At 62.8% G+C, this 12,284-nt stretch carries 11 protein-coding genes and 1 tRNA gene; 8 read left to right on the top strand and 4 right to left on the bottom strand.

Annotated elements, in window-relative coordinates:
- Window positions 1-33: 33 nt before the first annotated feature.
- The 3 genes from clpS to GRI97_RS03275 form a co-directional block, all read right to left on the bottom strand.
- Window positions 34-411 carry an ATP-dependent Clp protease adapter ClpS gene (gene clpS / locus GRI97_RS03285; RefSeq protein WP_161389686.1) on the bottom strand — a complete coding sequence of 126 codons (378 nt, stop codon included), beginning with the start codon at window positions 409-411 and terminating at the stop codon, window positions 34-36.
- 244 nt (window positions 412-655) lie between these two features.
- A complete protein-coding gene (locus tag GRI97_RS03280) occupies window positions 656-1,108 on the bottom strand; it encodes a phasin family protein (RefSeq protein WP_161389685.1) in 453 nt (150 codons plus the stop codon).
- Window positions 1,109-1,669: 561 nt separating this feature from the next.
- Window positions 1,670-3,553: a PHA/PHB synthase family protein gene (locus GRI97_RS03275; protein ID WP_161389684.1), complete on the bottom strand. Its 1,884-nt coding sequence runs from the start codon at window positions 3,551-3,553 to the stop codon at window positions 1,670-1,672.
- 144 nt (window positions 3,554-3,697) lie between these two features.
- On the opposite strand from GRI97_RS03275, the gene GRI97_RS03270 reads away from it, so the two are divergent.
- From GRI97_RS03270 to GRI97_RS03260, 3 genes are all read left to right on the top strand, one after another.
- Complete coding sequence (locus GRI97_RS03270) at window positions 3,698-4,897, top strand: LL-diaminopimelate aminotransferase (protein WP_161389683.1); 1,200 nt, start codon at window positions 3,698-3,700, stop codon at window positions 4,895-4,897.
- A gap of 223 nt (window positions 4,898-5,120) precedes the next feature.
- The gene (locus GRI97_RS03265) at window positions 5,121-6,545 is read left to right on the top strand and encodes an MFS transporter (protein ID WP_161389682.1); all 1,425 of its coding nucleotides are present in this window, start codon (window positions 5,121-5,123) and stop codon (window positions 6,543-6,545) included.
- A gap of 14 nt (window positions 6,546-6,559) precedes the next feature.
- Window positions 6,560-8,215, top strand: coding sequence for a dihydroxy-acid dehydratase (locus GRI97_RS03260; protein ID WP_161389681.1), 1,656 nt, complete (start codon window positions 6,560-6,562; stop codon window positions 8,213-8,215).
- A gap of 93 nt (window positions 8,216-8,308) precedes the next feature.
- On the opposite strand, the gene GRI97_RS03255 is transcribed toward GRI97_RS03260, so the two are convergent.
- Window positions 8,309-9,787 (bottom strand): FAD-dependent oxidoreductase, encoded by a 1,479-nt coding sequence (locus tag GRI97_RS03255; protein ID WP_161389680.1) that lies wholly within the window; start codon window positions 9,785-9,787, stop codon window positions 8,309-8,311.
- 150 nt (window positions 9,788-9,937) lie between these two features.
- On the opposite strand from GRI97_RS03255, the gene GRI97_RS03250 reads away from it, so the two are divergent.
- The 5 genes from GRI97_RS03250 to GRI97_RS03230 all read left to right on the top strand — a co-directional run bounded on the left by GRI97_RS03250 (window position 9,938) and on the right by GRI97_RS03230 (window position 12,271).
- A tRNA-Cys gene (locus GRI97_RS03250) sits at window positions 9,938-10,011 on the top strand.
- A gap of 189 nt (window positions 10,012-10,200) precedes the next feature.
- A complete protein-coding gene (locus tag GRI97_RS03245) occupies window positions 10,201-10,524 on the top strand; it encodes a hypothetical protein (protein ID WP_161389679.1) in 324 nt (107 codons plus the stop codon).
- A 4-nt stretch (window positions 10,525-10,528) separates the two neighbouring features.
- Entirely contained in the window at window positions 10,529-11,359 is an 831-nt protein-coding gene (locus tag GRI97_RS03240; protein WP_161389678.1) for a hypothetical protein, read from the top strand.
- Window positions 11,360-11,416: 57 nt separating this feature from the next.
- A complete protein-coding gene (locus GRI97_RS03235; RefSeq protein WP_161389677.1) occupies window positions 11,417-11,725 on the top strand; it encodes an I78 family peptidase inhibitor in 309 nt (102 codons plus the stop codon).
- 21 nt (window positions 11,726-11,746) lie between these two features.
- Window positions 11,747-12,271, top strand: a complete 525-nt coding sequence (locus GRI97_RS03230) for a hypothetical protein (RefSeq protein ID WP_161389676.1) — start codon at window positions 11,747-11,749, stop codon at window positions 12,269-12,271.
- Window positions 12,272-12,284: the final 13 nt, after the last annotated feature.

Here is a 12,284-nt window from a genome sequence, read left to right as displayed (position 1 = left end):
GACCGTCGCGACAGGCGCGCAAAGCGGGATGGGTCAGGCCTTTTCCAGCGTGCATTGCAGCGGGTGCTGATTCTCCCGCGCGCAATCCATCACCTGGTTCACCTTGGTTTCAGCCACTTCGAGCGGGAAGACCCCACACACCCCCACACCGCGCTGATGCACATGCAGCATCACCCGGGTCGCCTGTTCCATATCCATGCGGAAGAAGCGTTTCAGCACCACGACGACGAACTCCATTGGAGTATAATCGTCATTGAGCATCAGGACTTTGTACTGGCTGGGTTTTTTCGGCTTTGCACGCGTGCGGGTGGCCAGACCGACATGGCCCTGACCATCATCGCCCGACCCGTTGCCGCGTTCATCATCAGATGCGCGGGCGGGCAGTGCAACAGCGTGCGTATCGGAAGACATCCGTTCCATTGGCCTTTGAATATCGTGACGATCCGTACCACTGCAAGATGGGTGGTTAAAAACCTGTCATAGGGCAAATCGCGGCACGGGAACAGGCCCCAGCCGCATCGCGGACACCACTGCCCTTGCCTATGGCACAACCCGTGGCGAAGACATTAAACGCAACGGGCCGGGTGGCAATGCCACCCGGCCCGACGAACCCGCCGCGCGGGAGAGGATGCGCGGCGGACGCGTAGTGTAGCGATCAGGCAGTCTTGGTCAGCTTTTCAGCGGCAACGTTCACGCGGCCCGAGATCGGGGCGAATGCGTCGCCGGCCAGCTTGACCAGGGCTTCCGAATTCTTCGAGCTGGTGGCGACCAGCGAGTCAAAATTGCGGCGCAGGATCTTGCTCTGCAGCTGGAACAGCTCGGTCGGGCTCTTCACAGCAGCCATTTCCTTAAGGTCAATGGTCATGGTTTCATAGGCCGACTTGGCTTCTTCCACGTAGCTCTTGCCCAGGTCCTGCACGCCACCGGCGAGGATCTTGCCGCTTTCGACCAGAGCTTCGACATTGCCCTTGGCGAATTCGGTGGCTTCGCCAACGGCTTCGGTGCCCTTTTCATAGGCAGCCTTGGCGCGGGTCTGCAGTTCGTTGACCGAGTCATTGACGGCGGCGAAACCGGTCGGGGTGGTGGTGGTGTTGAAAGCGGTGCTCATGGTCTGTTCCTTCGAGGCGGTTGCACGTGCGGGTGCGTTGGGTGCGAAGGCTGCCACAGGAGCCGGCTTCGCTGTCGGTGCGGTTGCTTGCGCAGCCGCGGATTCTAGGGGCGCTTGGGGCGCGACTGCCGGAGCAGCGGCCACCTTGGGCGTTGCAACCGGCTTGGCCGCCGGCAGCTTCTTGGCTGCCACAGCTGGCTTGGGCGCAGGTGCGGCCTTCGCCGCGCGCGGAGCCTTGGCCGGTGCTGCGGCCTTAATCTGCGCTGCAGCAATTGCCGGCTTGGGCGCCGAGGTAACGGGGGCAGCAGCCGGGGCGGAAACGGATTCGACCGGCGGAACGTGAACCACCGGCTTCGGGGTGGCATCCAGCTTGACAGCAGACGGCTCATTCCCGGTTTTCTTTGCGCCCTGGGCGGTCGTAACAGGCTTATCGGCCATATTCAGATACTCTTCCAGCGCAGCCATGCGGACAAATGCTGCATCGCACAAAATAGGTTGCACTGCGAGAGAGTCAAGATTTTTTGTGCACCGCACAATGATCCGATTATGAAACTAAATCATTTATCTGGTTGCTACATATCGCCCGGGTGCATCCTCTATCACCCGGTCGCCCTTGCCGCCGGGCGCGCGCTTGCCATTCGCCTTTACCCGCGTGCCGTCCAGACTGTCGATCCAGCCGATCCAGTCGGTCCACCAGCTGCCGGGATGCTCGGTCGCGCCCGCAACGAAATCCGCCAACGATGCGGCCTTTTCCGGGCCGATCCAATATTGGTATTTCTGGGCCGCCGGCGGGTTTACCACCCCAGCGATATGCCCGCTGCCCGCCAGCACGAAGCGGATCGGGCCACCGAGCTGGGTGGTCATGCGAAACACGCTGTCCGGCGGCGAAATGTGATCTTCGCGCCCTGCCTGGATATAGGCGGGCGTGGCAACACGCGTCAGGTCGATCGGCGTGCCATCGGCGCTCAGCGCATCGGGCACCACCAGCAGATTGTCGCGATAGAGATCGCGCAGATAGGACTCATGCCAGAGCGCCGGCAGATTGGTGACGTCGCCGTTCCAGTACAGCAGGTCGAAGGCGCTGTAGTCCTCCCCCAGCAGATAGTGATTCACGACATAGTTCCAGATCAGATCCGCGCCGCGCAGCATGTTGAACGTCGCCGCCATATAGCGCCCGTCGAGATAGCCACCCTTGCTGGCCTGGCGGATGAAATCGAGCTGCTTGTCATCGATGAACACGCGCAATTCGCCCGCGCGTTCGAAATCGACCTGCGCGGTCAAAAAGGTCGCGCTGGCAACCTTGTCCGCTTCCCCCCGCCGCGCCAGCACCGCAAGCGTCGCCGCCAGCGTGGTTCCGGCCACGCAATAGCCGACGGTATGGACGGCGGGCACTTTCAACCGTTCGCACACGGTATCGATCACGGACATCTGGGCGCGGATGTAATCGTCCCAGGTCACATGAGCCAGGCTCTCATCCGCCGAACGCCAGCTGACCATGAACACGGTGAGCCCCTGATCCACCGCCCATTTGACGAAGCTCTTCTTCGGGTTGAGATCGAGAATGTAGAACCGGTTGATCCAGGGCGGAAAGATGACCAGTGGAGTGGCCAGCACCTGATCGGTGGCCGGGGAATACTGGATCAGCTGATAGAGTTCGGTTTCCAGGATGACCTTGCCCGGGGTGCAGGCGATGTTTTCCCCCAGCCGGAACGCACCGACATCGGTATGGGTCAGTTGCCCGCGTTCAAGATCGGCCGCAGCGCGCTCCATTCCCTTGACCAGATTTTCGCCCTGGGTTTCGAGCGTGCGTTCGAGCACCACGGGGTTCATCAGCGGGAAATTGGCCGGGCTCATGGCGTCAAGCACATTGCTGGTGGCGAAACGCAGCTGTTCGCGTTCCTGCGGCGCGATCCCTTCAACCTCGTCAATGGATTCGCGGATGCGTTCGGCCAGCAGCAGATAGGTCTGGTGGATCAGGGCGAACACCGGCTGCTGCCGCCAGGCGGCATCGGCAAAGCGGCGATCCTTGCGTGGCAATGTCGGTTCAGTGACCAGTTCGGCATCGTCCTGTGCCTGGGCGCTGAACTGGCCGAGAATATCCTCCCACAAGGCGACGCCTTCTTCCCACAGGCGTTGCTGCCGCTGGGGATTGAGCAGCGGCATCTGCTGATAGATGCCCTGCAGCAGGACCATCCATTGCGACGGATCGGCAAAGAGCGGCGCCACCATTTCCGGCGCGTCCCTGGGCTCATGGAAGTTCAGCCACATGTGCTGCAACTGCCGGGCCGATTTGCCCCACTGATCGAGCACCGCATCATTCGGCAAAGCATCGGCCACGCCAGGGGCAAAGGCCGACAGCATCTGTCGCGCCGCGTCCCCCTGAATGCGCATCATCTCCGTAAAGATATCGGCCGCATTGCGGCCCTGTTCGTCGCTGTCCGCCATGGTACGATCTATAACTGCAAATGCGGCAAAAGTTAGCGAAATGCTTGAACCGCGATGCATATGATTGCGTGCAACCGCCGATTCCGTCACAATTGCATGCACCGCGCGCGCATCCCGCCGCCGGAACTGGAATGATTCAAGGTCATGGATACCGATTTTTACCGCATCAAGCGTCTGCCCCCCTATGTCATTGCCGAAGTCAATGCGATGCGGGCCGCGGCGCGAGCGAGCGGGCGGGACATCATCGATCTTGGCATGGGCAACCCCGACCTGCCCCCTCCACAGCATGTGATCGACAAGCTGTGCGAAGTGGCACAGAATCCGGACGCCCATGGCTATTCCCAGTCGAAGGGCATCCCCGGCCTGCGCCGCGCGCAGGCCAGCTATTACCAGCGCCGCTGGGGCGTGGATCTGGATCCCGATGCAGAAGTGGTGGTGACGCTGGGTTCGAAGGAAGGCCTCGCCAGCCTGGCCACCGCGATCACCGCCCCCGGCGACACCATTCTGGCGCCCAATCCCAGCTATCCTATCCACACCTTCGGCTTCATCATCGCCGGCGCAACGATCCGGTCTGTGCCGACCACGCCCGATGAACGCTATTGGGATTCGCTGGAAAAGGCGATGCGCTTCACCGTGCCCCGCCCTACCGTGCTGATCGTCAACTATCCGTCCAACCCGACGGCCGAAGTGGTGGATCTGGCATTCTACCAGCGGCTGGTCGACTGGGCGAAGGAGAACAAGGTCTGGGTGCTGTCCGACCTTGCCTATTCGGAACTCTATTTCAACGGCAAGCCGACCCCGTCCATACTGCAGGCCAAGGGTGCGATGGATGTGGCGGTGGAATTCACCAGCCTGTCCAAGACATTTTCCATGGCCGGCTGGCGTATCGGCTTTGCCGTCGGCAACCAGACGCTGATTGCGGCGCTGACCCGGGTAAAGAGCTATATCGATTATGGCGCCTTCACCCCGATCCAGGCGGCAGCCGTTGCCGCCATCAATGGCCCGCAGGATATCGTCGACAAGAATCGCGAGCTTTATCACAAGCGCCGCGATGTAATGGTCGAAGCCTTCGGCCGGGCCGGATGGGACATTCCGCCGCCGCCGGCATCAATGTTCGCCTGGGCGCCATTGCCGCCGGCGTTGAAGCACATGGGCAGTCTGGAATTTTCCAAACAGTTGCTGACCCATGCCGATGTCGCCGTGGCACCGGGTGTCGGCTATGGCGAGGATGGCGAAGGCTATGTCCGCATTGCCATGGTCGAAAACGAACAGCGGCTGCGGCAGGCCGCACGCAATGTGAAGCGCTACCTGGCATCCATGGGAGTCAATGCGACCGCCGCCTGAGCGCCGGCAGAGGCATATTTGGAAGCAGTTCAGACAGGCGGCGGTGCGTGGCACCGCCGCCTGTTTTGCGTTCGGGCACCGCGAGAAAATCGCGAGTCATTCGCAATAAAGTCAGAATTTTTCACGCAATTTTCACGAATACGAAAACGCGCAAAAAACATAGCAGTTCTACGCAATTTTGATTAGCGTCGCCGAAAATACCATTCGGAGAGGACGTATCACGATGGCCGACCAGGCACAGGCAGGAGGCCCGACGCTCGACGTCGCCGGCTTTCTCGGCGGGCTGAAAATCACCCCCTTTCACAAGTGGCTGATCTTCCTTTCCTGTCTGGTGACATTCTTCGACGGGCTCGATTTCGCCCTGATCACCTATACCCTGCCCTACATTCGCGACGAGATGTCGCTGCGGCCGGAAATGATGGGCTATGTCAGTTCCGCTGCCTTCCTGGGGCAGATGATCGGATCGCTGGTGGGATCCTATCTGGCCGACGTGTTCGGCCGGCGCCCGGTGATTCTGCTCTGCACCCTGCTGAGCGCGATCCTGACCTTCGTCACCGGCTACGCCACGACGGCTGAACTGCTGATCGTGCTGCGCTTCTTCGGCGGGTTGACGATCGGCGGGCTGCTGGCCCCGGCATGGTCGCTGAACATCGAAGCCATGCCCAAATCGCTGCGCGCGACATCGGTGACGATCATCATGCTCGGCTTCAGCCTGGGTGGCGCAGTGGCCGGGCAGGTGACCAATTTCCTGGTGCTGCACCTGGGCTATACCTGGCACATGGTGTTCTTCAGCTGCGGCGCTGCGACGCTGGCGCTGGCTGTGCTGTTGCAGTTCACCCTGCCGGAATCCGCCCGCTGGATGGTGGCCAAGGGTAAGGCGATCGACAAGGTGATGCCGTTGCTGGCGCGCTTTTCCCCCGATGTGCTCAGCCAGCGTTATACCCAGCTGATTCTATCGGATGAAAAGAAGGACGTGGCCGGCGGTTCGCCCTGGTCGAAGACATCGCAGCTGTTCAAGGGATCGCTGCTGTTCATCACCCCGATCATCTGGATCACGTACTTCTTCTCCTCTTTCGCGATCTATCTGAAATCCAGCTTCGGCGTGCTGTTCATGGAAAAGCTGGACATCTCTCTTTCCACCGCCACCAATCTGGGATCGGTGGGCGCCATTCTGGGCGCCGTGGGCGGTGTGGCCCTGCTGGCCTTCACCGAAAAGAAGGGCCCGATCTGGATCGCCCTGGCGCCCCTGATCGGTATCCCGCTGGCCGTGATCATCGGTTCCGGCCTGCTGGTGGGCGGTCCGTCCTTCATCCCCATCCTGCTGCTCGGTTCCGTCACCATCGGTATCGGCCATGCAGCGGTGATTTCGATCACCAGCATCTATTACCCCAGCTCCATCCGTTCGACGGGTGGCGGCTGGGCCAGCTTCATGGCCAAGTTTGCCGCCGTGGCAGCCCCGATCATCGGTTCGCGGCTGTTCCTGGAGGACCGCCAGGCCGTGCTCGACGGCTATCTGGCCACCGGGCTGTGCCTGGCCGGCGTGGTTGTCGGGATCGTGGCGCTGTCCTTCTTCGCCAAGCGGCTGGGTAAGGAACAGGAAGCAGAAGCGGCCAGGGAAGCCGAAGCCGGCAAGCTGGCATCCGCCTGAACGGAGCACATAGAATGACTTTGCGTAGTATCGCCGCCAATACCCCGGGTCGCCGCGCCAATTGGAAGGCGCTGGGCCTGTCGGCCGAGGACATGGAAAAGCCCAAGATTGCCGTGGTGAACAGCAGTTCCGAGCTGGCGATCTGTTATGCCCATCTCGATGGCATCGCCAAAATCGTGAAGGAAGAAATCCGCAAGGCCGGCGGTGTGCCGTTCGAAGTGCGCACCGCCGCCCCGTCGGACTTCATCACCGGCGCGGCCAAGTCCGGTTCCTACATTCTGGCCGGGCGCGACATCATCGCCAATGACATCGAAGTGCAGGTGGAAGCCGCGCTGCTGGACGGGATGATCTGCCTGACCAGTTGCGACAAGACCCCGCCGGGCCATCTGATGGCTGCCGCAAGGCTGAACCTGCCGACCATTCTGGTGATCGGCGGTTATCAGCAGGCAGGCGAGATCGACGGTGAGCCGGTGGATGTGGAAGATGTCTGGTCCGGCGCGGTGGGCGAACGGTTTGGCGCCAAGCCGAAGTTCCCGGTGGCGGATATGGCGGAAAACGCCATCGTGGGCCCGGGCGTCTGCGCCGGCATGGCGACGGCCAACACCATGCATTGCGTGGTCGAAGCACTGGGCATGGCCCTGCCCGGCCATGCGCCGGTGCGCGGCAACAGCCCCAAGATGCAGGACAATGCCCGCGCCGCCGCCCGGCGGATCGTGGAAATGGTGCAGGAAGATCTGCGCCCGCGCCAGATCCTGACGCCGGGCGCCTTCCGCAATGCCATCGCCACCGTGCTGGGTGTTTCGGGTTCGATTAATGCGATCAAGCATCTGCAGGCGACCGCCATCGAAGGTGAGCTGGATCTCGACATCTTTGCCCTGTGGGAAGAGATGAGCGACGTGCCCGTGCTGTCTGCCGTGCGCCCGACCGGCGCCATCCGGATCGAGGAGTTCGAAGATTCGGGCGGCGCGCGCGCGATCCTGAAGCGGTTGGAAGACCGGATCGATACCTCCGTAATGACGGTGACCGGCAAGACCCTGGCCGAAAACCTGGCCGGTTATGAAATCCCCGGCCCCGATGTGATCAAGCCGGTCAGCGATCCGGTTGGCGTGGGCCCGGCGATTGCCATTCTGAAGGGCAGCTTTGCCGATTCCGCCGTCGTCCGCCTGGGTATTCGCGATGGTTCGCGGCCGGAAGAATTCACCGGCCCGGCCCGCGTGTTCGAAACCGGCGCCGAATGCATGAACGCGATTGCCGAAGGCCAGGTGGTGGCGGGCGACGTGGTCGTATGTCGCAATCAGGGGCTGAAGGGCGGCCCGGCCATGGGCGGCGGCGCCAGCGCCGTGCTGTTCGCTCTCGATGCTGCAGGCCTGGCCAAGACGACCGCCTTCGTCACCGATGGCCAGCTGTCGGGCCTGTGCCTGAAGGGACTGACCGTGGCCGAAGTTTCGCCCGAGGCGGCGACCGGCGGACCGATCGGCAAGATTCGCGATGGTGACGAGATCACCATCAGCGTGCAGAACCGCAGCATCGACATGGCCGTATCCGCCGCCGAACTCGCGACGCGCAATGGGCCGGGCTATGTGATGCCGGCCACCGGCTATCTCGGCACATTCCGCAAGGCGGTGCAGCCGCTCAGCACCGGGGGTGTGCTGCTGCCGCTGGAGGATTGATGTCCTGACCTGCAGCACTACGCAGCGCTGACACGAAAAGGGCGCCGCCGGCATGACCGGCGGCGCCCTTTCTGTCTGGCCTGACCTTGCGGCTTATTCAGCCGCGACGCTCGCCTGACCTGCGGCAGCCACCGCCGCATCATCGCTGAGATGCGCGCCCTGTGACCGCAGCAGCGCACGCACTTCGTTCACATCGACTTCGCGCGGCTGCACCCCGCGATTGGCCGCGACTGCCGCCGCTGCGCCCGCTGCATGGCCCGTCATCCAGCATTGCGGGATTTCGCGCATGAAACCGTGGCTGTTCGCGTCGCAGGAAATATGCCGCCCGCCCACGAGCAGCCCGTCGAGCGAACGCGGCACAATCGCACCATAGGGTACGGAAAGCACCGGGAATTTGGGGCTGAGCGAGGGGCTGATGCCCACTTCGTCCGCCGCCGGCACGCCATTGGCCCAATCCTTGCGCTCGATCCGGCCGATACCGGCCAGGCGGCGGGTATGGCGCACGCCGAGCTGGTTGCCGCTCTGCAGGCTGTAGGCATTGTCGAAGCCGGGGGCATGCTTGCGGAAGAAGTGGCAATGCCCCTCCATCAAACGATGGCTGCGGATTTCCACCTCCGTCATATCGTCCACGTCCAGCGCCGACAGGCCGGACTGGCGCGGGCCGAGGAACAGGGCGATGTCCGAACGCCAGCTGACATAGGGCGTCTGGAAGAAGCCGAGTTCTTCGCGCCCGCGATCCATGAACTGGCGCAGCTGATCGGGATTGTGGACCTTCCAATCGATCCAGCGGTCCATGTCGACGCCGCCCAGCACCCAGCCGGTGTTCATCGAATGGTGGACGTCGCCTTCCTCGATATCGGTGTCGAAATCGGCGCCGGCGCGGGCGAACATGTCCCCGTCACCGGTGGTGTCGATGACCACCTTGGCCAGCAGCGCATTTCGCCCGGCCTTGCTTTCGAAAATGACGCCCTTGGCCACGCCATGTTCCACCAGCGGGCGCGCGGCCCAGGCGTGGAAGACGATGCGCACGCCGGCTTCGAGCAGCATTTCCTGATTGTTGAGCTTCATCCGTTCGGGATCGATCGTCGGCGCCCAGCAGACGATACCGTGGAACGCTGTGGTCCGCTGCCCCCAATAGGCGGCCTTGCCCTTGTCGGTGGAGCCCCAGTCGATCCGCGGCGGTCCGGCAACGGCATCGGCGGGCATGCGTTCGATGAATTCGCGCGCGAAACCCTGGATGACATGATTGCCCTGCCAATCGGTCATGCGGTCGATCCACATTACCATGCCGCCAGTCGAAAGCCCGCCCAGATGGTTGTAGCGTTCCACCAGCGTGACATCGGCCCCAGCCTTCGCGGCGGCCCAGGCAGCGGCGCAGCCGGCCGGCCCGCCGCCGATCACCACCACATCGCACTGATGATAGATATCGATATCGCGCGCATCTTCGCGCACCGTGCCGCCCCGGCGCGGAGGCGGCAGATTGCGCCCGCCACTTTCAAACACATCGGAGCCGAGGAACCGATCCTCGCTATGCCCGGCGATGCGCTGCATCTTCACTTCATTGTCGGCCATTACCAATCCTTCGGAATCTACCAATTCTTCGAAATCTGGTGCGGACGCTAACCGTTGCGTGAATGACGGGCAAGCAATAGGCCGCGCAATTGGCATATGTTTGAAATGGGCGTTGCGTCATCGACCAGCTTTCGCTAGTGCGCCCGCTCCGGCCCGATGGCGGAGTGGTTACGTAGAGGACTGCAAATCCTCGCACGCCGGTTCGATTCCGGCTCGGGCCTCCACTCTCTTCACATTCCGACCCTATCCGCACAGGCAGTGACCACGCCTGCCCGATTGGTGTCGACCGGGCCAGGTTGATAGAACTCTTCCTTTTCCGTTTGGCGACGAGGGGTGACAAGCCCGGCAAAACTTGGAAAACTCCGGCCATGGCCTGAGGTTTTCCGAGTATCCGAATGATCCGACCATTGCCGTTGCTGGCAAGTTTGCTGTCCCTGTCATCGCTGGCGCTGGCCGGTTGTGCCGCCGAAACTCATGCCGACCTGTCGGAAGAGGTGGCCGGGCTGGTGAAGCCGGGCATGCCGCTGGACGAAGCCAGGGCGGCGCTGGAAAAGGCCGGTTATCGCTGCGGGCCGAGCCAGCTGGCCGGGGACGATCCCGCCGCCACGCTGTGCAGCCGCGAACGATCACATCATGTTGTGTCCACCTGCGTGCAGCAAATCCTGCTGACACCCGCGAGCGAAGGCGCCCGGGTGCAGGGGCTGGACGTGCGCGAACCGCAGTGCACGGGAGTATAGATTGATGCGCAAATCCTTCCTTGCCGCCGCGGCCTTTTCTCTCGCGCTTTTCGCAAGCGCCGCCCAGGCCGCGCCCAGCAGCTTTGCCGAAAAGGACCAGTCCGGCCATCTGTTCGCCCATCTGACGCAAGGGGAAGACCTGCCCACGCCGCGCGATGGGGGCGTGTTTGGCATTCCCAATACGCCGATCCTTTATTCCGTGCTGCGCGATGGCGAGGGGCCGGTGCGCATGCGGTTCGAGATCGAGGGACAGGCGCATGAGATCGCCCTGCCGATCGAGATCGGCGCGCAGGACGAGCTCAGCGCCTGGCCGATGTTCATCAGCCTGCCGCAAGCGGGCCAGGAAGCGCAATCCTGGCTGCTCGGTGTTCAGCTGCAGCGCCGTCGGGGCTATTCCGGCGGTGGCGCGAGCGACAACTGGCTGCATCTGTTCCGGGTCGACAATCCCGCGACTGATCATGGCGAGGCGCGCCCTGTCCTGTCGCTGCCGCTGGCCGCCGACAAGCTGATCCGTGCGTGTTTTTCCGAAGCGGACCAGGTGCCCCGGCAGAATGTGTGCCACGACAGCTACAAGTTCGAGGCGCTGCTCCATCTCGATACCAGCCATCGCGGCGACTGGCCGGTGCTGCTGTATCAGAGCCATGCCGTGGCCCAGCCCGGCCTGCTGGCGAAACAACGGCAATTGCCCGATCGCGTGCTGACTGCCGAGGAAGCGGCTGAAGCGCAGGATGCCGCCTGCAGCGTCAACCGCAGCCTCCGCTACGACCCGCAGAGCCTGCGCTATGAAATCGACATGCCGGGCGCGGATTGCGGGGATTATTTCCTGGATGAATGATCCGGCATCGGCTGTGCGGTTCCGTCTTATGGGCATCACTTGCAAGGATATGACACGATGCGCCTGATGTTTCAGATCGCCTGCCCCGCCGCCCTGTTGCTGGCCGGTTGCCAGACCAGCACCGCGACGGATGATGTGGCGAGCGCCCCGGCGGGTGCGGGTACCGGGCTGTGCCGCGAAGCCGTGATCGGCACGCTGGTGGGGCAAACGCGCATCAATGATGGTGCAGCCAGCCAGTTCACCGGCGCCCGGACGATCAGGCAGATCCGGCCCGGCGATGCGGTGACGGAGGATTTTCGCGCCGACCGCGCAACCATTGAAACCGATCCGGATACGGGCCGTATTACCCGCGCCTTCTGCGGCTGAGTGATGTTCAGGGAGATGGATGTGAAGACCAAGATTTGCATGATCATGGCAGCGATGCTGGTGCCCTCCGCCGCGTTTGCGCAGCAGAATTGCGTGTCTTTCGACAAGGGTCAGTTCCCGCTCGGCCATGTGCTGACCGAACCGCAGCGCCAGCAATTGTCCGACCAGGGACCGGGTGGCAGCGAGCGTGGCACGCTCCACTGCAGCCGCGATGGCCGCGCCTGTTCCGTGCTGTCCAATGACGGCGCGATCTACAGCTGGGCCGCCGATGGCACGATCAAGTCCAAGGCCTTCGTCCTGTCCGATCCTGCCAGCACACTGACGGGGTGGAAGGGGCAGCTGGATCCCGATCTGGCCACCAGCCTGTCCCGCGCCACCTGCACCAGTTTCCGCGCAGAGGCTGATGACACCGGTCTGTCCGATGCCGAATTTGGATTGAAGGCAGAAGGGCAGAAAACCCGTGGTGGGCGCGATTATGTCGTTTCCATCTTTGGTGACGGATCGGAGGAAAACCCGGTCATGGTCGAATTGAGCCTGGCGCAGTAAGCCTGGAATGGAG

Origin of the sequence: Croceibacterium xixiisoli (assembly GCF_009827305.1) — a bacterium.
GTDB classification, from domain to species: domain Bacteria; phylum Pseudomonadota; class Alphaproteobacteria; order Sphingomonadales; family Sphingomonadaceae; genus Croceibacterium_C; species Croceibacterium_C xixiisoli.
The sequence above is the reverse complement of the archived record's forward strand: the minus strand, read 5'-3'. Positions and strand labels throughout refer to the sequence as shown.